This is a genomic window from Niallia sp. (assembly GCF_031978665.1).
In the GTDB taxonomy this organism is placed as follows: domain Bacteria; phylum Bacillota; class Bacilli; order Bacillales; family Cytobacillaceae; genus Niallia.
Window position 1 is genome coordinate 1 of record NZ_DALZDK010000055.1, and the last position, 20,540, is coordinate 20,540.

Here is a 20,540-nt window from a genome sequence, read left to right on the forward strand (position 1 = left end):
GACGTCGCCAGGCACGAATGAAACAAGCATCTCCTTTGTGAGATGCTTGTTTTTTTTGTCTTTCAAATAAATAAGACCAACACTACAAAAAAGAAAAAGCAAGCTAGTCTACTGTTGTATTTATCTAGCTATTTGCTAGGTTCTCTAAAAATTGATAAATCAATTGAGGGCCTTTTTCAGCAGCTACTTGTAAAAAGGATTCAATAAAGGGATAATCTTTATTTGGCATCGTTTTTAATAATTCACTCCACCATTCAATCTCATATCTTGCAATCATGCTTAGATTGTATAAAATTAAATAATGACATAACATTTCGTTTGAAAAAAAAGTTATTTCTTTATCTGTAGAAATAACACGAGATTTCTCCCTACTATCCCATTGGATAAAATGGTTGGCATTAAGAGGTTCTGAAAGTCGAATAATCAGCTCCTTTTTATTTTCCTCTACTTCCTCTATTTGTATTCCGTGATTCCTTTCAAGAAAATTTTTGAAATGATTACCATTCATAAAGTATAAATCTAATATTTGTTTTGGAAGCACTAAAAGTGGGTGATGATAATTTACTTGTAAAAAAGTAGATTTTCCCTCTAACGCTTGAAATAGATTTGATAATTCTGGGATTTGATTTAGTAGGTACCCCATTTTTACTTTTTCCCCTTCTGAATTTTTGCAATGAAACATTTTTTCAGCCATGAAAGTGAAAAGTCCATTTTTTTGAATCTTTACTTCATCTTGAAAAAATAAATATTGTTGCTTTTTCAGTTTTCTTGTTGAAACCCCATGAGCCAGAACAGAAGTGGAGTTTGGATAATTTGGATCCATTGTAAGTAAACACGCTTTTATTAAATGAACAAGTCCATAAAATAAGAGGATGGGCTGTATACTCATAGGCGCACTTATTGCTTGTTGGTAGTATAATTTACCATGTTCTAAAAAGTACATAAAGGGATAGCAATTTTGATAACTTTTAGAGTCTATATCCGTTATATGTAAAATACGATAGCACTTTTTTAGAAAATTTTGGCTGTATTCTGCAGAAAAATAGCAACTAAAAGAGCTCCAGTCTTTATAATAATTGGACATTTTTTAACCTCCTTGAATTTTTTGAAAAATTAAACATATTAAACTAACCTTGACAGTATTTTATCCAATTGATAACCTACTAATAATATTTTTAACAATATGGAGGCGTTAAAATGTGGGAAAGTAAATTTGCTAAAGAAGGATTAACGTTTGATGATGTTCTTTTAATTCCAGCTAAATCGGAAGTTTTGCCTCGAGATGTAAGCTTAAAGGTACAATTGGCGAAAAATCTAAAATTAAATATTCCGCTTATTAGTGCTGGAATGGATACTGTGACAGAAGCAGAAATGGCTATTGCTATTGCAAGACAAGGTGGACTTGGTATTATTCATAAAAATATGTCTATAGAACAACAGGCTGAGCAGGTAGATAAAGTAAAGCGCTCAGAAAGTGGTGTAATCACAGATCCTTTCTTTTTAACTCCTGAACATCAAGTATTTGATGCTGAACACCTAATGGGTAAATATCGTATTTCTGGTGTGCCAATTGTTAATAATAACGATGAGCAAAAACTAGTAGGAATCCTTACTAACCGCGACCTTCGTTTTATTGAAGACTTTTCCATTAAAATTTCGGATGTTATGACGAAAGAAAATTTAGTAACGGCTCCAGTAGGAACTACTTTAGAAGAAGCAGAAAAAATATTACAAAGATATAAAATTGAGAAATTGCCTTTAATCGATGGAGAAGGTGTATTAAAGGGATTAATCACGATAAAAGATATAGAGAAAGTAATTGAATTTCCTCATTCAGCAAAAGACGCACAAGGAAGATTATTAGTAGGTGCAGCTGTTGGGGTAACAAATGATGCGTTAAAAAGAGTAGAAATGCTTGTTAAGTCAAATGTAGATGTCGTTGTAATTGATACAGCTCATGGCCATTCACAAGGGGTACTAGACGGTGTGAGAGACATTAGAAATGCTTACCCTAATTTAACAATTATTGCTGGAAACGTAGCTACTGCTGAAGGAACAAGAGCTCTAATTGAAGCTGGAGCAGATATTGTTAAAGTTGGTATTGGACCAGGTTCTATTTGTACAACACGTGTAGTTGCTGGTGTAGGTGTTCCACAAATTACAGCGGTTTATGATTGTGCTACTGAGGCTAGAAAGCATGGTAAATCAATTATTGCTGATGGGGGAATTAAATACTCTGGAGATATTGTAAAAGCTTTAGCAGCAGGTGGACATGCGGTTATGCTAGGAAGCTTACTTGCAGGTGTATCTGAAAGCCCTGGAGAAACAGAAATCTTCCAAGGTAGAAGATTTAAAGTATATAGAGGAATGGGTTCTGTTGCTGCGATGGAAAAAGGATCTAAAGATCGTTATTTCCAAGAGGATAACAAAAAATTTGTTCCAGAAGGTATTGAAGGTAGACTTCCTTATAAAGGGCCACTTTCAGATACGATCTATCAATTGGTTGGTGGAATCCGCTCTGGTATGGGATACTGCGGAACAAAGGATTTATATGAATTAAGAGAGAACGCTCAATTTGTAAAAATGACAGGTGCAGGCTTAAGAGAAAGCCATCCACATGATGTTCAAATTACAAAAGAAGCACCGAATTACTCACTTTCTTAAGGCGATATGGTAGTAGCCTTTTAAAAAGTTTCCTTAATTTACAATAGACAGTGACCGAGTGCACTGTCTATTTTTTTTATTTTTTTTATGTTAAACTGTACAGGGGAAATAATTAACTAGAAAATAAAGATAGATTAATAGATAAAATAGTTTTGGAGGTTTTAATATTGAAACAAGTAAAAAAGTGGACGGTCTCTTTCATCATCGCCGTACTATTCTTGAGTACACTATCAACAGTTCTACCATATCAAGCAAGTGCTGCTGAAAATGATGCGCTTGGATTAGATGCAGGAGCAGCAATACTAGTAGATGCAAATACTGGAGAAATATTATATGAAAAAAATACTGACGAACTTCTTGGAGTTGCTTCCATGTCAAAAATGATGACAGAATATATTGTTCTGGAATCAATAAAAAATGGAAAAATTTCTTGGGATCAAAAAGTAAAAATTAATAACTATATTCACAGATTATCTGGAGCTCCAGAGTTATCAAATGTAGGGTTAACTGAAGGGGAAGAATATACAGTTAAGGAATTGTATCAAGCGATGGCCATTCATTCAGGGAACGCAGCTACTGTAGCCTTGGCAGAATTAATTGCAGGTACGGAGAAAAACTATATTAGTGTAATGAATCAAAAGGCTGAAGAATTAGGTTTAGGTGATTTTGAATTTGTTAACTCTTCTGGTTTAAATAACAGTGATTTATTAGGAAATATCCCAGCCGGAAGCGAGACAGATGAAAATAAAATGTCAGCTAAAGCTGTTGCAAAATTAGCTTACCGCTTAATCCATGATTATCCAGAAATTTTAGAGACTTCAGGTATGCCAAGCCTGAAGTTCAGAGATGGAAGAGAATATAAAAACTTCAATTGGCTAATTCCTTCTTTGATTTACGGATATGAAGGGGTAGATGGATTAAAAACAGGTTCTACTGATTATGCTAAGTTTAACGTTACTGCTACTGCTCAAAAAGGGGACCAACGTTATATCGTAGTTATTATGAAAAGTGAAACAAAAGATTCTCGTTTTGCAGAGGCAAGAAAAGTATTAGATTATGCATTTGGAAATTTCTCTACTGAAGAGATTCTTCCAGCAAATTATGTAGACGCAAAAAATAAAACGTTAAATGTAACAAAAGGAAAAGAAGATAAAGTAAGTATTGGTACTAAGGATGCGATTAACTTAGTAATCAAAAATAATGAAAAAGAAAAATATGTTGCAAAAATTGTGTTAGATGAGAAAAAATTAAATGATGACGGTGAACTAACAGCTCCAGTTAAAAAAGGAGATAAGGTTGGTTATGTAACGGTACAAACGAAAGACGGAAAAGAAGTACCGTTCTTAACAAATGACGGAAAAGAAAAGGTACAAGTAGACTTAGTAGCAAATGAAACCGTGGAAAAAGCAAATTGGTTTGTTTTAGCTATGCGCGGAATTGGCTCATTCTTTTCTAATGTATGGGACAGTGTCTTTGATACTGTAAAAGGTTGGTTCTAATTCATTTGTTTTTCTCTATCTTACCCTCTTAGAAATAAGATTTTATGAAAAAACAACAAAGGGAAGAATCGGCTAGATAAATCGCATACATTATATAAAATGAAAGAAAAAGAGCTTCTTGTATTGACAGAAGCTCTTTTTTATTGTTTATTTTCTTTAGGGAATAATAACAATTTTCTGCAAAAGGTTACAATATTTTGTATTTAAAAAAAGAGACTTTACAGGGGGCAAACAATGAAAACTGGTACTGATAGAGTAAAACGTGGAATGGCTGAAATGCAAAAAGGCGGAGTAATCATGGATGTTATCAATGCAGAGCAGGCCAAGATTGCAGAGGAAGCAGGAGCAGTAGCAGTAATGGCTCTTGAACGAGTTCCTTCAGATATTCGCGCAGCTGGTGGGGTAGCTAGAATGGCTGATCCTACAATCGTCGAGGAAGTAATGAATGCTGTAACAATCCCTGTAATGGCAAAGGCACGTATTGGTCATATTGTTGAAGCGAAAGTGCTTGAAGCTATGGGTGTTGACTATATTGATGAGAGTGAAGTGTTAACTCCAGCAGATGAAGAGTTTCATTTAAATAAAAATGAATATACCGTTCCATTTGTATGTGGATGTCGTGACCTTGGAGAAGCTGCAAGACGTATTGGTGAAGGTGCTTCTATGCTTCGCACAAAAGGTGAGCCAGGAACAGGAAATATTGTTGAGGCAGTACGTCATATTAGAAAAGTAAATGCACAAGTACGTAAAGTTGTTCATATGAACGAAGATGAATTAATGACTGAAGCTAAAATCTTAGGTGCGCCATATGAGCTTCTTTTAGAGATTAAACGATTAGGTCGTCTACCAGTTGTTAATTTCGCGGCTGGTGGTGTTGCAACACCTGCTGATGCGGCTCTAATGATGCAATTAGGTGCTGATGGTGTATTCGTAGGTTCCGGTATTTTTAAATCGGACAACCCTGCAAAATTTGCTAGAGCTATAGTGGAAGCAACTACGCATTATCAGGATTATAAGTTGATTGCAGAAATTTCCAAAAACCTAGGAACAGCTATGAAAGGAATCGAAATTTCTAGTTTAAGTCCAGAAGCACGTATGCAAGAGCGTGGTTGGTAAGATGAGTACAAAAGACGTAAGAATAGGGGTCCTTGGATTACAAGGAGCTGTAAGAGAACATGTTCGTGCTATCGAAGCAAACGATGCAGAGGCAATTGTTGTAAAGAAAAAAGACCAACTAGATGAGATTGATGGTTTAATTATTCCTGGTGGTGAAAGTACAACCATGCGCCGCCTCATTGACAAATATGATTTTATGGATGCACTTCAAGCATTTGCTCAATCTGGAAAACCGATGTTTGGAACTTGCGCAGGTTTAATTTTATTAGCTAAAACAATTAAAGGCTATGATAAACCGCATATTGGTGCAATGGATGTACAAGTCGAGCGTAACTCATTTGGAAGACAAAGAGAAAGCTTTGAAGCGAATCTGGATATTGCAGGGGTTGCAGAAGATTTTACAGCCGTATTTATTCGTGCACCACATATTGTCAGTGTTGGTGAAAATGTAGAAGTATTGGCTAAACATAATGATCGAATTGTGGCAGCTCGAGAAGGCCAGTTCTTAGGATGTTCTTTTCATCCTGAATTAACAGATGATCATCGTTTAACTAGATATTTTATTAACATGGCGATAGAAGGGAAGCAACACTTATTTGCATAAGCTGTTGAATTTCGGAAATAATTATAGTAAGATAAATGCAATTAATATATGGAATCTACTATGATAGGAAATAGTAACAGGTTATTTATTCTAAAGAGAGCCGATGGTTGGTGTAAATCGGTGAATAGCACTTGTGAATCCATCCTAGAGTAAAAACAAGGAACGCATATGTTGCAAGTATTTGTTTTCGGCTAAAAACCGTTATGATCTTTAAGGTGAAAAGCAGTTTGAGGCTTTTAACTAGGGTGGCAACGCGGGTAACTCTCGTCCCTTTTTTGGGGACGGGAGTTTTTTATTTGCAAAAAAAGTTTAAGGATTTCTAACACAAGATGGGACACCTATAAAAAGTAGATTGCATGTAGAAATGAAAATAGGAGGAATAAAAAATGTTAGATATTAAATTTGTTCGTGCTAATTTTGATTTTGTAAAAAGTCAGTTACAGCATCGAGGAGAAGATTTATCAGAGCTTGAAAATTTTGAAGCGTTGGATGTTAGGCGCAGAGAGCTAATTGTTGAAACAGAACAATTGAAAAGCAAAAGAAATGAAGTTTCACAGCAAGTAGCTGTTTTAAAAAGAGAGAAAAAAGATGCAGAAGCTCTTATTATAGAAATGAGAGAAGTTGGCGAAAAAATTAAAGAATATGATAATGAGCTACGTGAAGTAGAAGAAAAATTGCAAGCAATCATGCTAGGAATCCCAAATCTTCCTCATGAAAGTGTTCCAGTAGGAGATACGGAAGATGACAATGTGGAAATTAGAAAATGGGGCGAAATCAGAAAGTTTGATTTTGAACCAAAGCCACATTGGGATGTTGCTACGGATTTAGATTTGCTTGATTTTGAAAGAGCAGCAAAAGTAACAGGAAGTCGCTTTGTATTTTATAAAGGTTTAGGGGCAAAACTAGAAAGAGCATTATTTAACTTCATGCTTGATTTGCACACAGAGGAACATGGGTATAAAGAAATTATCCCTCCTTTCTTAGTAAATAGAGCTAGCTTAACGGGGACTGGCCAATTACCTAAGTTTGAAGAAGATGCCTTCTTAATAGAAAAAGAAGATTACTTCTTAATTCCAACTTCAGAAGTACCTGTAACGAATTTGCATAGGGATGAAATACTTGATGGAGAGCAGCTTCCAATCAAGTATGCTGCATTTAGTGCAAACTTCCGCTCAGAGGCAGGATCTGCAGGAAGAGATACTAGAGGATTAATCAGACAGCATCAATTTAATAAAGTAGAGCTTGTTAAATTTGTGAAGCCAGAAGATTCTTATGAAGAGCTAGAGTCTTTAACAAAAAATGCAGAAAAAGTATTACAGCTTTTAGATTTACCATACCGTGTATTAAGCATGTGTACAGGAGATTTAGGCTTTACAGCGGCGAAAAAGTATGATGTAGAGGTATGGATTCCAAGTTATAATATGTACCGAGAAATCTCTTCTTGTAGTAATTTTGAGGCTTTCCAAGCGAGAAGAGCAAATATTCGTTTTCGTAGAGAGCCTAAAGGAAAGCCAGAGCATGTGCACACATTAAATGGATCTGGCCTTGCGATTGGAAGAACCGTTGCAGCTATTCTAGAAAATTATCAGCAAGCAGATGGAAGTGTTGTAATTCCTGAAGTGCTTCGACCATATATGAGAAATAGAGAAGTAATTTCTCCAGAGTAAGTTGATCAGTGAAAGAGGTTGACCTTAGGAATATATATTCTTCCTGAGGTTAGCTATTCCTAATATAGAGAAGAAGAATCGCTAGCAAAAAGTTTAGATTTTTTTAAAATTCTTTAATAGGAAAAATAAAAATAAAAAAAACAGGAAATATAGTTGACTTATTATTTGATAGATGATATATTATTACTTGTCTGATGGAGGAATACCCAAGTCCGGCTGAAGGGATCGGTCTTGAAAACCGACAGGCGGGTCAAACCGCGCAGGGGTTCGAATCCCCTTTCCTCCTCCATGATTTTTAAATTTACATTGCGCATAATATTTGGAGATATATGTGACCTGCTACTATAGTAGTGGGTTTTTTATTTGTATTTTTTTAAATATAGACAGAAAAAAAGGACTTTCCTTATGTTTTGGATTACAGTCAGCTATCCTTAAGATGGAGCTGGCTGTAATCGCGAAAACGGGGAAAGTCTTTTTTTATGCTTTTCGGCTATAGTTTTTTTGCTGAAGAATTGTACTAATCTTTTCTAAAATTGGTTCGATAGATTGGGTCCCAGCAATTGCATCATACTCGTTTATATTTAAACGAAGAACAGGGCAGGCTGAGAAAGACTCAATCCATTTTTCGTATCTCCCGTGCATCTCTGTCCAATAATCAATTGGTGTTTGTTTTTCCATTTCGCGACCTCGTCTATCAATACGCTGTAAAATATCATCAAGAGATCCTTCTAGGTATATTAATAAGTCTGGATGTGGGAAGTAAGGAGTCATCACCATTGCTTCAAAAAGACTCGTATACGTTTCGTAATCTACTTCCGACATTGTTCCTTTTTCATAGTGCATTTTTGCAAATATACCAGTATCCTCATAAATAGAACGATCTTGAATAAATCCGCCACCATATTCAAAGATTCTTTTTTGTTCTTTAAATCGTTCTGCTAAGAAATAAACTTGTAGATGAAAGCTCCATCGACTAAAGTCATGATAAAATTTATCAAGATATGGATTGGTATCAACTTTTTCAAAGGAAGTCCGAAATTGCAAAGCATCTGCTAGTGCATTCGTTAGGGTTGATTTCCCAACACCAACTGTTCCAGCAATCGTAATAACGGAATTACCAGGAATATTATATTTTGTTCGTAGATTCATGATTAAAGGCTCCTATATTTAAAGTTTCTTTTATTGTGTCAATAATCTTTACTAAGTCTTGTTTATTTTGAACAAAGTCCAGTGTATCTCCATTGAAGTCTAATACAGGAATCTGTGGATTATTTTTTTTGAAGTCATTCATGACAATATCGTAATCAGAAGCTAGTTGTTCTAAATAAAGAGGACTTATATTTTTTTCGATATCTCTATCTCTTTTTTTAATTCGTGCCATTATTGTATCCAAACTTGCATGTAAGTAAATAATGATATTTGGCATTGGAAGGTCTTCTGTTAACACATCGTATATGCGCACATACTTTTCTAAATCAGTATCCTGTAACGATCTTTTTGCGAAAATAAGGTTTTTTAATATATGATAATCTGCAACTACAGGTATGTTATTAGTTAAGTAATGGTCTCTTGTATCGTTTAATTGCTTAAATCGATTACAAAGGAAAAACATTTCTGTTTGAAAGCTCCATTCATCAATGTTTTCATAAAACTTTCCAAGGAAAGGATTTTCTTCAACAATTTCCTTTAGGAGCTTGTATTGAAAAGACTCTGAGAGTAATTTAGCTAAAGAAGTTTTCCCAACTCCAATAGGTCCTTCTACTGTAATAAAAGGGATACTATTCACACTTGTCCCTCCTGTTCTCTTATTTTAGGGCAGCAAATTATACGTATACAATTGCTTCCTTATAGTAGGTATAAAAATAGTACAAGAGTCATTTTAACACATGGAGGAGAATGTGGACATATGCTTGTTTTTTCCTAAGGATTTATTTTTAGATTCTTAGTGAATTGATAAAACAGTAGGAAAATTTAGTTTTTTAATTGCTAAATTATTGATTTGTGGTACTATATGGGTAAAGTTATAAATAATGAATCACTAGGGGATCCCTTGATAAGGGCTGAGACTAAAGTAGTTACTTTTAAACCCTCAAAACCTGAACAGGTTCGTACCTGCGTAGGAAAGTGGAGAATCTTTTAATATGCGTGTCTAATGGACTTTTCATTAGGCGTAATTTATTAACCACTTTTCTAATAATGGAAAAGTGGTTTTTGGCGTTTTCAGCACTTTTCCTTATAAATTCGAGACGATAAAAACGCGCAATCTATAAGTAGAGGTGATGGATATTAAGATAATGGCTGTAACAAATAACAAATATTCTTTAGAGAAGCTTTCATCCATTTTATTAGAAATCCATCCTTATGTGGATTATATCCAAATTAGGGAGAAAGCAAAAAGCTCAAAGGAAATCTACTTACTTTGTGAGAGTTTGCTTAAAGAAGGTATTCCTGGACAAAAAATTATCGTAAACGACCGCCTAGATGTTGCAACATTGCTTTCTTTGAAACAAGTACATTTACCAGCTAATGGGCTACCTATTCCACAAGTAAAAAGCTTCTATCCAAAATTATCAATCGGTGCATCTGTTCATAATCAAAAGGAAGCAGCACTAGCAGAAAATAGCCAAGCAGATTATGTGATATATGGTCATTGTTATCCGACAGATAGCAAAAAAGGGAAGCCGCCAATCGTGTTGTCCTCTATCTCAGAAATAAAAAGAGTTATGCCCATTCCTCTTTATGCGATAGGAGGAATAACGGAAGAACGAGTCGGGGAACTAGCTAATTTTGGTGCCAATGGAGTGGCAATTATGTCTGCAATATTTTCAGCATCTGACCCATTAAAGGCAGTAAAAAGAATAAGAGAAAGATGTGAAGAGATTGGAATCAAAACAAGTTGATGTCGCAATTGTTGGCGGCGGAATAATTGGCAGTTCTATTGCCTACTATTTAGCAAAGGAAAAGAAAAAGGTAGCGATATTAGAAGCACAGCAAATTGGCAGAAAATCAACAAGTGCAGCAGCTGGGATGCTTGGAGCTCACTCTGAATATAAAGAATTTCAGCATCTCTATCCATTTGCGAGAAGTAGTCAGCTTTTATATAAGGAACTTTATGAGGAGATAAAAGAGCTAACAAATATTGATTTTGAAAAGAAAAATGGCGGATTATTGAAGCTTGCTTATTCAGAGAAAGAAAAGCAGGAGCTCGAATCGATTCTTTCCTTAGCATCGGTGGAATGGTTGGATTGCAAAGAAGTAAGGGAAAAAGTTCCTCAGCTTGCAGTTGACATTGTTGGAGCTGCCTATTTAAAAGAAGATGTACATATTACCCCGTTAGTAGCCTGTAATGGCCTAAGTAAGGGTGCCCAGCTATATGGAGCAGAAATTTATGAATATACCCGTGTATTAAGAGTGGAAAAGACGGGGATTGAATATTTAGTGAAAACATCCCAAGGAACCTTTATAGCAAAAAATGTCGTCATTGCGAGCGGAGTGTGGAGTAATTACTTTTTTCAGCAATTAGGATTATCTCATGAAATTATTCCTGTTAAGGGAGAATGTGTGGCAGCCATAAACGAAGGGACCCCGTTACATTATTCTATATTTCATGACCAATTTTACATTGTACCTAGAAATAATAATGAGCTTATTATTGGAGCAACGAAAAAATGGAACGATTGGAGCGAAGAGCCTACGCTTGATGGGCTAGAAGAGGTAATACAAAAAGCCAAAAGAATGGTACCTGAGATTGGCAAAATGAAGTGGAAGAGAGCATGGGCTGGACTTAGACCACAAAGTTATGATGGCTATCCATTTATAGGAGAGCATCCTGAGCTGAAAGGCATATATTTTGCAACTGGTCATCAAAGAAATGGCATATTATTAGCGCCTGCAACCGGAAAAATGATTCGTGATTTCATCATTGGCTCACCTGTAGAGAAAGAGTGGCTTGATGCATTTAAAGTAGACCGAAATATGTTTGCCTATGGGGGAGGGAAGTAATTGAATATACTAATGAATGGAAAAGAACAGCAGCTTCCAGAAGAGGTAGCTACAGTAGCGGATTTGTTGCATTTTTATGGATTAAGTAATCGTATTGTCATTGTAGAAATAAATAGAGATATTGTACAAAAAGACCAATATCAAACTTATTCATTAAAAGATAGAGACAGAGTAGAATTAATTCATTTTGTTGGAGGAGGATAAACACATGCTAAAAATAGGAAATCGTACTTTTCAGTCTCGTTTATTACTTGGAACAGGAAAATATCCGTCATTTGAGGTGCAAAAAAAGGCTGTAGAAGTATCTGGAAGTGAGATTCTCACCTTTGCTGTCCGTAGGATGAATATATTTGAAGCATCACAGCCGAACTTTTTGGAGCAATTAGATTTAAAACGATATACATTACTTCCAAATACTGCGGGTGCAAAAACAGCAGAAGAAGCGGTAAGAATAGCGAGGCTTGCAAAGGCATCCGGGTTATGTGACATGATTAAAGTAGAAGTGATCGGGTGTGAAAAATCGTTGCTACCAGATCCGATAGAAACGTTAAAAGCTTCTGAACAGCTAATAGAAGAAGGGTTTATTGTCTTGCCTTATACTTCTGATGATGTAGTGCTTGCTAAACGATTGGAGGAGTTAGGTGTACATGCAATTATGCCAGGTGCTTCCCCAATTGGGTCTGGAAAAGGAATTGTCAATCCATTAAATTTACAATTTATTATAGAACAAAGTACGGTACCTGTTATTGTGGACGCGGGAATTGGTTCTCCGAAGGACGCGGCATATGCAATGGAGCTTGGAGCAGATGGGGTGCTTTTGAATACAGCAGTTTCAAATGCAAAAGATCCTGTTACAATGGCCAGTGCTATGAAATTAGCTATTGAAGCAGGTAGATTAGGATACGAGGCAGGGAGAATAGCAGAAAAAAATTATGGTATTGCAAGTAGTCCGTTAACGGGAATGATTACATCTTGACTAGCCGTTTTTTGAAACAAGAATTATTTATAGGGAAAGAAGGCCAAAGGAATATCCAAAATAGTCATGCTGTCATTTTAGGAGCAGGAGCCTTAGGAACAGCAGTGTCTGAGATGCTAGTAAGAGCTGGGATAGGAAAACTCACCATTATCGATCGTGATTACGTGGAACAAAGTAACTTGCAAAGGCAACAGTTGTATACAGAAGAGGATGCAGAGAAGAAACTTCCTAAAGCAATTGCAGCAGAGAAGCGGCTGAAAGAAATTAGCAGTTATACGGTGATAGAGCCAATTGTGGAGGATATAAACTTCCATACTGTCGAAAATTTTATTCGTGGTGCTTCTATTTTAATGGATGGTACCGATAATTTTGAGACGAGATTAGTAATAAATGATGCTGCAATTAAGCATCAAATCCCTTTTTTATTTGGTGCCTGCGTAGGAAGCTATGGGCTTTCTTATCCAGTCATTGGAGAGAATACCCCATGTCTTCACTGCTTAATTGAACAGCTTCCTTCTCAGCAAATTACATGTGATACTGCTGGAGTCATTAGCCCAATAGTTCAATGGGTTGCTGCTATGCAAGTATCGCAAGCAATGCAGATTCTTTCAGATGAAACGATAATCCCAGTTCTTCGTTCCTTTGATATATGGAAAATGGAATATGTAGAAATGAATGTCGCTAAATTAAGAAATGATAACTGCCCAACATGTGGGAAAGAGGCAAATTTTCCATATTTATCTTCTCAAAACCAAACAAAAGCAGCTGTACTATGTGGGAGAGATGCTGTTCATATTCGTCCACCTCTGCCGAAAGAGTTGGATTTATATGAACTCTCACAGCAGTGGAAGTCACTAGCGATAAATATTATTGCAAACCCTTATCTACTGTCTTTTCATTATGGTGATTATCGGGTGATCCTTTTTAAAGATGGACGTGCGATTATTCATGGGACTTCAGAAGTAAGTGTAGCAAAATCAATCTATACGAAATTAATTGGTTAGAAGAGAAAAGAAGGAAAGGTCTATTTGCGAAAGACCTTTCCTTTCTATTTATGTTCTTTTCGTTACGTGGAAATTATCCAGGATGAGAAGCCAGTTTTGAGGAAATGGCAAACCTAATTTCCAATAGCTAATTCCTCTTAAATTTAACTCTTTAATTAAATTAAATTTAGCCTGGATGGAACGAGCATCTTCAAACCATACTTCATGTAATTTTCCTGCAGTATCCGTATATTTAAAATAGGGAGCTTGCGCTTTTTGATCGTAAAATATAGCAGCATTATTATCAGCAGCAAGCTGAATAGCTGCTTGAGGGCTAAGTGCTTTTGCGACAGACCCTTCTACAAATGGTAGTGTCCAATCATATCCATATAGATTTTGACCCATCATAATTTTAGAGGGTGGCATTTCAGTAACAGCATATTGAAGAACATCTCTAACAGGTCCTAAAGGAGAAACGGCCATAGCAGGTCCGCCGCTATATCCCCATTCATATGTCATGATAACGACAAAATCAACAATTTCCCCGTGTGCTTTGTAATCATGCCCTTCATACCATTTTCCTTTTTGAGTAGCGCTTGTTTTAGGTGCCAATGCAGTGGATAATAGCCAACCTTCTTGTGAAAAACGGCTTTTAGCCTTGCGCAGAAATGCATTATAGGCTTCGCGATCAACGGGTCTTAAATATTCAAAATCAAAATGGATATCCTTAAACCCGTATTTTTTGGCGGTTGTGACAATATTATTGAGAAAGTTATTCTGAATAGTTTCATCGTTTAATAGAATTCTTCCTAATTCATCACTGAATTGATCGTTTTCTTGGTTTGTAATAACCATCATTAGTACATTATTATTGCTTTGTGCAATGCTTGGGAAATTATTGAGAAGTGGTTCTTTTAAGGTGCCGTCCCGTAATGCTTGGAAACTAAATGGAGCGAGATAGGTTAAGTAAGGAGCTGCTTCGCGTGAGCTTGACTCTAAATTTGGTGCGACAGATGTACCTCTTGGTTCCACATATGCATTAGTATCGACAGGTCTTTTCGGTCGTTCAGGAATGTATAAACGTAAGCCAACTTGTAATTGTTGGTTAACGGGAATGGAGTTAATAGAAGCTAATTGTTCATAGTTCAATCTGAATCTTTGAGCAATAGACCAAAGGCTGTCTCCTGGCTGTACCCAATAAAAGCTTCCAATAATAGGGACGACAAGTGCTTGCCCTATTGTTAATCGGTTTGGATTTGGTAGAACATTCGCTTCTACCAAATCATTAACCGTAGTTCCATATGCAGCTGCAATGCCTGTTAAGGTTTGATTATTGCTAACAACATGAATTTGCATATTCTTCCCTCCTGACAAGGATACATTGTTACAGCTTATGAGAAAGAAAGGGTAGAAATGCTTGTGTTTTCTTTAAATGTGAATATTTTTGCGCTCATTACATTTTCCATCATGCGAATAGCGTATTGATTATCCTCATCATCAACAGAAGCAATACAGTTGTCTGGGATAAGAAGAGGGTATTCTCGCATATAGGCGTCATTCGCGGTGAATAAAACGCAAATATTGCCTGCGATACCGGTAAGAATAAGTTGTTTTACATGTAGCTGGGATAGCAATGTCTGTAATGCTGTTCCGTAAAAGGCGGAATGTCTTGGTTTTATTAGAAAGTAATCGGAATCATCTGGCTTGATTTTGTCAATAACAGGTTCGCTTTTTTTATTCCTGCAATAATCGATTACTTTTATTAATTCTGCTTGCCATAAATTATAATGGTCATTGATATAGATAATTGGAATATTTTCTTTTTCGCATTGCTTTTTCAGTAATTGTATTTGTTGTGCGATTATTAATGCTTTTTCTGCTAAAATAGTTCCGTGCTCAAAATTAAAGTCATTGATCATATCGATAATTAAGAGAGCTGTGTTAGATGATTCCATACGGTTTCTCCTTTTCTATGTAAAATGGTAAAATGAAGCATCGGTTCTAGCTGGAGAGGTAAATCATCATTTAAATTAACTTTCTTTTAGGGAATGGGTTGTATATTTATTTATCACCCTTAGTTTAAGTCAAAGAAGAAATTTCATTACAAATTTTGTGTTTTAATATAGGTGGGCAGTAATAATGGAAGAAAATCAAGATCAAATATTTATGAAATTGGCTATAGAGGAAGCACAGAAAGCGGCAGAAATTGGTGAGGTACCGATTGGAGCGGTCGTTGCTTATAAGGGAGAGGTAATAGCAAGAGCACATAACTTAAGAGAAACAGATCAATCGGCAGTTGCCCATGCAGAATTGCTTGCCATCGAGGAGGCCTGTAAGACATTAGGGACATGGCGATTAGAAGAAACAACGCTTTATGTTACGCTCGAGCCATGTGCTATGTGTTCAGGTGCTATTCTGCTGTCCCGTATCCCTCGAGTGGTATATGGAGCTGCTGATCCAAAGGGAGGATGTGCTGGTACCTTCATGAATTTACTTCAGGATAATCGGTTTAATCATCAGAGTGAAGTGATTTCTGGTGTATTAGCGCAAGAATGCGGACAGTTACTAACTTCCTTTTTTCAGGAAGTAAGAAATCGCAGGAAGGCAGAAAAAAGATTAAAAGCGAGTAATACAGATGCTTTACAATAATTAACAAATGGTTTGTGTTGATTTTTCCTTTCATTATCAGTATACTAAGAGTGTGTCTTAGGACACCTAATATTCGGTATCAATTTTGTCGTGCTAAGCGGGGAGGTAGCGGTGCCCTGTACTCGCAATCCGCTCTAGCGAGGCTGAATTCCTTTCTGAGGCTGGTATCCTGTAGGGTCTGCCTTAAGTAAGTGGTGTTGACGTCCGGGTCCTGCGCAATGGGAATCCATGAACCATGTCAGGTCCGGAAGGAAGCAGCATTAAGTGGACACCCCCATGTGCCGCAGGGTTACCTGGACCGAGCTAACTACTTAAGTAACGCTTATGGGTGCCAGTCGATGAAAGGTGCACGGCAGTTATAATTTATACATACAAAACTCATCCTTAGTGGATGAGTTTTTTTGTAAGATGAAAATGAATGGAGGATTCATTGCTATTTGAATAGTAGGGGGGATAGTGGATTTTCTTTTATAGAGAGAATTATTATTTAGATCCCTTTATGTATGCTATTATTGATGTGAAAATACAAATGGATAAGCTATAATAAGTAGTGAAAATAAAAAATGGAGGGTACTATGAACTATCAAGCTTTATATCGGGTTTGGCGTCCTCAGCAGTTTATAGATGTGGTAGGGCAGGAACACGTAACAAAGACATTGCAAAATGCCCTTCTTCAACAAAAAATCTCTCACGCTTATTTATTCTCTGGTCCAAGGGGAACTGGGAAAACGAGTGCGGCGAAAATTTTAGCGAAAGCTGTTAACTGTGAGAGAGCGCCGATCAGTGAACCCTGTAATGAATGTGATGCATGTAAGGGAATTACGGACGGTACAATACCTGACGTAATCGAAATAGATGCTGCTTCAAATAATGGAGTAGAAGAAATAAGGGATATAAGAGATAAGGTTAAATTTGCACCTAGCTCCGTGCCTTACAAAGTTTATATTATCGATGAAGTGCATATGCTATCAATTGGAGCTTTTAATGCTCTTTTAAAAACATTGGAGGAACCCCCTAAACATGTAATCTTTATTTTAGCCACTACTGAACCTCACAAAATTCCTTTAACGATTATTTCAAGATGTCAGCGATTTGATTTTAGACGGATTACATCGCAAGCGATTGTCAATCGAATGAGATTGATTATGGATGAGTCAGCAATCTCCTGTGAGGAAAAAGCATTGCAAATGATTGCGAGAGCAGCAGATGGCGGAATGCGTGATGCACTAAGTCTATTAGATCAAGCTATTTCTTATAGCAATGAAGTGGTTACAGTGGAAGATGCACTGACAGTGACTGGTGCTGTTTCACAAAATTTTTTAAATACATTGTCTAAAGCGATTTTAGATGGAGATACAGTAAGAGGTCTTCAATCGTTAGATGAATTACTTCTTGCAGGGAAAGATTCTAATCGATTTATTGAAGATTTTATCTTTTTTTATCGGGATATGCTCTTATATAAAACGGCGCCTCGCTTAGAGGAATCATTAGAGAGAGTTTTATTGGATGATGACTTTAAAGATCTTGCAGAAACATACACACATGAACAAATTTATGAGCTCATTCAGGTATTGAATAAAACGCAGCAAGATATGCGATGGACTAATCACCCTAGAATCTTCTTAGAGGTCGCGATTGTGAAGCTTTGTCAGCTAGAGGCAGCAAAAGCATCTGGGCAACCAAATGTAAATATCCCAGAAATACAATCTTTGCTAAATAAGATAGGTACTTTAGAAGAAGAACTTACAAGCCTTAAGCAAAACGGAGTTACGGTAGTCGCTGAAGCACAACCAACACAGAAAAAGGCAAGAACGAATCGAAAAGGATTCCAAGCACCTGTTGGTAAAATAACGGAAACATTAAAGAATGCTACCAAGCAAGAATTGCAAAACATAAAAAGTAATTGGGGTGCCATGTTAAATGCCCTAGTGCAAAATCAAATGAGATCACAAGCTGCTTTGTTGAATGAAGCAGAACCAGTTGCTGCATCTGCTGATTCGATTGTTATTAAATTTAAATATGAAATCCACTGTCAAATGGCATTAGATAATGGTAAATTTATAGAGACAATCACTAATTCTTTGTATCAGCTTATTGGAAAAAGGTATAATTTATTAGGAGTCCCAGAAGAACAGTGGCTCACGATTAGAGAAGAATTTCTCAATAGCTCCCATCACTTAGATTCTTCTGATGAGGGAGACAGCGAAGAGCGTCAAGACAACCCTGTTGTTTCGGAAGCAATAAAATTATTTGGTGAAGAATTATTAGAAGTGAAGGATTAATTTTGAACCTATTGGTTATATATGTACATAATATATAGATAAAACTATTATGTTGGAACCAATGGAAACTATTAACTGGAGGTAATATAAATGCGTGGAATGGGAAATATGCAAAATATGATGAAGCAAATGCAAAAAATGCAAAAGAAAATGGCAGAAGCTCAAGAACAACTTGGTGAGGAGAAAATTGAAGGAACAGCAGGTGGCGGAATGGTAACTGTTGTTGTATCAGGTCACAAAGAAATTCTTGATGTTATTATTAAGGAAGAAGTTGTCGATCCAGAAGATGTTGAAATGTTGCAAGATCTTGTTCTAGCAGCAACAAATGACGCGTTAAAAAAAGCGGATGAACTTACTAACTCTACAATGGGTCAGTTTACAAAAGGATTAAATCTTCCTGGAATGTTTTAAGGAGGGAGAGTATGCATTATCCTGAACCTATATCAAAGCTGATTGACAGCTTTATGAAATTGCCAGGCATCGGGCCTAAAACGGCCTCTAGACTGGCTTTTTTTGTATTAAGTATGAAAGAGGATACGGTGTTAGATTTTGCAAAGGCACTTGTTAATGCAAAAAGAAATCTCACTTATTGCTCTGTTTGCGGACATATCACAGACCAGGATCCATGCTATATATGTGAAGATAGCAGAAGAGACCGAAGTATTATATGTGTCGTTCAAGATCCTAAAGATGTTATTGCGATGGAAAAAATGAAAGAATACAACGGACTTTATCATGTGCTTCATGGTGCTATTTCTCCAATGGATGGGATAGGACCAGAAGACATTAATGTACCGTCTTTAATAAAAAGATTGCAAGACGATGAAGCACAAGAAGTTATTATGGCAACCAATCCGAATATAGAAGGAGAGGCGACAGCCATGTATATTTCTCGTCTGTTAAAGCCATCAGGAATTAAAATCACAAGAATTGCTCATGGTTTACCAGTAGGTGGAGATTTAGAATACGCAGATGAGGTTACACTATCTAAAGCATTAGAAGGCAGAAGAGAAGTGTAAGTACAGGAGGGCTAGCGATGTTCTTTCAACGAAAAGGGAAGTTAAGGAAGGAATTCGATGAAAAACTATTAGTCCAATTTAGGCATTTAAAACAAGAATGGCTAAATGATAAGACTTTATTAGATAAAAGTTTCGACCCTTCCGCTGAAGTAATTAGTGGAGCTAAGTTATCAGAGGCAAAATACTTCTTTTTATTTAAAGAAGCAAAACAAAGGAAAATAAATTTGCTGAAATAATAAACAGACCGAGTGGATTTACTCGGTCTGTTTTTTCTTATCTTTGCTGAAAAAATTGTTAAATTAAAATGGAACAAAATAGAGGTTGCCATTAACTACAAAAAAGCAACAAAGTATGCAAAGCGGTCTATTAATAAAAAAACAAAAGTTGTCCATCCTAGGTCTTATTTATATAAATGAGACATAACTATAAATACAAGCATAATAAGGGGGATGGGTAGTGAGTCCGGTTGTTATTATATCTATTGTCATCGGTTTAATCATTTTGTTGCTAGTAGTTGGTACTCCGATAAAGCCACTTAGAATGATTGGACAAGGTATTGTAAAAATTATGATAGGTGCGTTGTTTTTATTTTTTTTAAATACGGTTGGCAATCAATATGGTATCCATGTACCGATAAATTTTGCAACTTCAATTGTATCAGGGATATTGGGGATTCCAGGTGTGGCGGCATTAGTAGCAATTCAATTATATATTATTTAAATGCTGCTTCTTTAGGAGATTATCTAAATCAATTTCAAAGGTGAATGATACTTTGAGGGGATTTTAGCTAATCTCTTTTTTATTATTTCCCCTGTCTAGTTGACAGAGAGCAGTTCAAACAGCTTTCTTTTTATTAAGGGGAATTAATTAGTATTAATGCTAAGGGATTTATTTTAATAATAAATACAAAGGAAAAGTATTGACTTTGTTGTAATAGGGTGATAATATATAAAAAGTCGTCAGATTGATTCGGTTAATCATTAAAAAAACTTTTTTAAAAAGTGATTGACTTTAAGAATCGAACATGATATTATATAAAAGTTGCTTCTGATAGCAACGAAACAAATTGCTCTTTGAAA

Annotated in this window: 21 protein-coding genes, 1 tRNA gene, 1 other RNA gene, 1 riboswitch and 1 other annotated feature; of the genes, 18 read left to right on the top strand and 5 right to left on the bottom strand. The window is 36.1% G+C overall.

Features of this window, described 5'->3' with window-relative positions; translation table 11 throughout:
* Positions 1 to 124: 124 nt before the first annotated feature.
* Positions 125 to 1,084: a YaaC family protein gene (locus tag RTL21_RS21745; protein WP_312099071.1), complete on the bottom strand. Its 960-nt coding sequence runs from the start codon at positions 1,082 to 1,084 to the stop codon at positions 125 to 127.
* Positions 1,085 to 1,197: 113 nt separating this feature from the next.
* On the opposite strand from RTL21_RS21745, the gene guaB reads away from it, so the two are divergent.
* The 6 genes from guaB to RTL21_RS21775 all read left to right on the top strand — a co-directional run bounded on the left by guaB (position 1,198) and on the right by RTL21_RS21775 (position 7,839).
* Positions 1,198 to 2,664: an IMP dehydrogenase gene (guaB, locus tag RTL21_RS21750; protein WP_312099072.1), complete on the top strand. Its 1,467-nt coding sequence runs from the start codon at positions 1,198 to 1,200 to the stop codon at positions 2,662 to 2,664.
* A 167-nt stretch (positions 2,665 to 2,831) separates the two neighbouring features.
* Entirely contained in the window at positions 2,832 to 4,163 is a 1,332-nt protein-coding gene (locus RTL21_RS21755; protein WP_312099073.1) for a D-alanyl-D-alanine carboxypeptidase family protein, read from the top strand.
* Positions 4,164 to 4,397: 234 nt separating this feature from the next.
* Positions 4,398 to 5,279: a pyridoxal 5'-phosphate synthase lyase subunit PdxS gene (gene pdxS, locus RTL21_RS21760; protein WP_312099074.1), complete on the top strand. Its 882-nt coding sequence runs from the start codon at positions 4,398 to 4,400 to the stop codon at positions 5,277 to 5,279.
* Between the two features lies 1 nt (position 5,280).
* On the top strand, positions 5,281 to 5,883 hold the full coding sequence (pdxT, locus tag RTL21_RS21765; protein ID WP_312099076.1) for a pyridoxal 5'-phosphate synthase glutaminase subunit PdxT: 603 nt from the start codon (positions 5,281 to 5,283) through the stop codon (positions 5,881 to 5,883).
* Positions 5,884 to 5,934: 51 nt separating this feature from the next.
* Positions 5,935 to 6,158, top strand: a binding site (T-box leader).
* 111 nt (positions 6,159 to 6,269) lie between these two features.
* Positions 6,270 to 7,550: a serine--tRNA ligase gene (serS, locus tag RTL21_RS21770; RefSeq protein ID WP_312099078.1), complete on the top strand. Its 1,281-nt coding sequence runs from the start codon at positions 6,270 to 6,272 to the stop codon at positions 7,548 to 7,550.
* A 196-nt stretch (positions 7,551 to 7,746) separates the two neighbouring features.
* Positions 7,747 to 7,839: transfer RNA gene (locus RTL21_RS21775), tRNA-Ser, on the top strand.
* Between the two features lie 188 nt (positions 7,840 to 8,027).
* Here the strand turns inward: RTL21_RS21775 and RTL21_RS21780 are convergent.
* Positions 8,028 to 8,699 carry a deoxynucleoside kinase gene (locus RTL21_RS21780; RefSeq protein ID WP_312099080.1) on the bottom strand — a complete coding sequence of 224 codons (672 nt, stop codon included), beginning with the start codon at positions 8,697 to 8,699 and terminating at the stop codon, positions 8,028 to 8,030.
* On the bottom strand, positions 8,677 to 9,336 hold the full coding sequence (locus RTL21_RS21785) for a deoxynucleoside kinase (protein WP_312099082.1): 660 nt from the start codon (positions 9,334 to 9,336) through the stop codon (positions 8,677 to 8,679). Before RTL21_RS21785 ends, RTL21_RS21780 begins: the two co-directional genes overlap by 23 nt.
* A 244-nt stretch (positions 9,337 to 9,580) precedes the next feature.
* Positions 9,581 to 9,690: riboswitch (TPP riboswitch) on the top strand.
* A 139-nt stretch (positions 9,691 to 9,829) separates the two neighbouring features.
* Here RTL21_RS21785 and RTL21_RS21790 point away from each other — a divergent pair.
* The 5 genes from RTL21_RS21790 to RTL21_RS21810 are packed head-to-tail and all read left to right on the top strand — an operon-like array spanning position 9,830 to position 13,532.
* The gene (locus RTL21_RS21790; RefSeq protein WP_312099084.1) at positions 9,830 to 10,450 is read left to right on the top strand and encodes a thiamine phosphate synthase; all 621 of its coding nucleotides are present in this window, start codon (positions 9,830 to 9,832) and stop codon (positions 10,448 to 10,450) included.
* Positions 10,431 to 11,552 carry a glycine oxidase ThiO gene (gene thiO, locus RTL21_RS21795; protein ID WP_312099086.1) on the top strand — a complete coding sequence of 374 codons (1,122 nt, stop codon included), beginning with the start codon at positions 10,431 to 10,433 and terminating at the stop codon, positions 11,550 to 11,552. Before RTL21_RS21790 ends, thiO begins: the two co-directional genes overlap by 20 nt.
* Positions 11,553 to 11,756 carry a sulfur carrier protein ThiS gene (gene thiS, locus RTL21_RS21800; RefSeq protein ID WP_312099088.1) on the top strand — a complete coding sequence of 68 codons (204 nt, stop codon included), beginning with the start codon at positions 11,553 to 11,555 and terminating at the stop codon, positions 11,754 to 11,756.
* 4 nt (positions 11,757 to 11,760) lie between these two features.
* Entirely contained in the window at positions 11,761 to 12,528 is a 768-nt protein-coding gene (locus tag RTL21_RS21805; RefSeq protein WP_312099090.1) for a thiazole synthase, read from the top strand.
* Positions 12,525 to 13,532 carry a ThiF family adenylyltransferase gene (locus RTL21_RS21810; protein WP_312099091.1) on the top strand — a complete coding sequence of 336 codons (1,008 nt, stop codon included), beginning with the start codon at positions 12,525 to 12,527 and terminating at the stop codon, positions 13,530 to 13,532. The genes RTL21_RS21805 and RTL21_RS21810 overlap by 4 nt, the downstream gene beginning before the upstream one ends.
* A 48-nt stretch (positions 13,533 to 13,580) precedes the next feature.
* Here RTL21_RS21810 and RTL21_RS21815 read toward each other — a convergent pair whose 3' ends face one another.
* Together RTL21_RS21815 and RTL21_RS21820 are read right to left on the bottom strand one after the other, a co-directional pair.
* Positions 13,581 to 14,867 carry a glycoside hydrolase family 18 protein gene (locus RTL21_RS21815; protein ID WP_312099093.1) on the bottom strand — a complete coding sequence of 429 codons (1,287 nt, stop codon included), beginning with the start codon at positions 14,865 to 14,867 and terminating at the stop codon, positions 13,581 to 13,583.
* 35 nt (positions 14,868 to 14,902) lie between these two features.
* Positions 14,903 to 15,466, bottom strand: a complete 564-nt coding sequence (locus RTL21_RS21820; protein ID WP_312099095.1) for a cysteine hydrolase family protein — start codon at positions 15,464 to 15,466, stop codon at positions 14,903 to 14,905.
* Between the two features lie 184 nt (positions 15,467 to 15,650).
* On the opposite strand from RTL21_RS21820, the gene tadA reads away from it, so the two are divergent.
* The 7 genes from tadA to RTL21_RS21855 all read left to right on the top strand — a co-directional run bounded on the left by tadA (position 15,651) and on the right by RTL21_RS21855 (position 20,181).
* Positions 15,651 to 16,160: a tRNA adenosine(34) deaminase TadA gene (tadA, locus tag RTL21_RS21825; RefSeq protein ID WP_312099097.1), complete on the top strand. Its 510-nt coding sequence runs from the start codon at positions 15,651 to 15,653 to the stop codon at positions 16,158 to 16,160.
* Positions 16,161 to 16,248: 88 nt separating this feature from the next.
* An RNA gene (gene ffs / locus RTL21_RS21830) (signal recognition particle sRNA large type) lies at positions 16,249 to 16,513 on the top strand.
* A 222-nt stretch (positions 16,514 to 16,735) separates the two neighbouring features.
* On the top strand, positions 16,736 to 18,442 hold the full coding sequence (dnaX, locus tag RTL21_RS21835) for a DNA polymerase III subunit gamma/tau (RefSeq protein WP_312099099.1): 1,707 nt from the start codon (positions 16,736 to 16,738) through the stop codon (positions 18,440 to 18,442).
* A 90-nt stretch (positions 18,443 to 18,532) separates the two neighbouring features.
* Positions 18,533 to 18,853 carry a YbaB/EbfC family nucleoid-associated protein gene (locus RTL21_RS21840; protein WP_031539265.1) on the top strand — a complete coding sequence of 107 codons (321 nt, stop codon included), beginning with the start codon at positions 18,533 to 18,535 and terminating at the stop codon, positions 18,851 to 18,853.
* Positions 18,854 to 18,864: 11 nt separating this feature from the next.
* Positions 18,865 to 19,461, top strand: a complete 597-nt coding sequence (gene recR / locus RTL21_RS21845) for a recombination mediator RecR (protein WP_312099103.1) — start codon at positions 18,865 to 18,867, stop codon at positions 19,459 to 19,461.
* A 17-nt stretch (positions 19,462 to 19,478) separates the two neighbouring features.
* Positions 19,479 to 19,697 (top strand): YaaL family protein, encoded by a 219-nt coding sequence (locus RTL21_RS21850; RefSeq protein WP_312099105.1) that lies wholly within the window; start codon positions 19,479 to 19,481, stop codon positions 19,695 to 19,697.
* Between the two features lie 220 nt (positions 19,698 to 19,917).
* Complete coding sequence (locus tag RTL21_RS21855; RefSeq protein ID WP_312099107.1) at positions 19,918 to 20,181, top strand: pro-sigmaK processing inhibitor BofA family protein; 264 nt, start codon at positions 19,918 to 19,920, stop codon at positions 20,179 to 20,181.
* Positions 20,182 to 20,540: the final 359 nt, after the last annotated feature.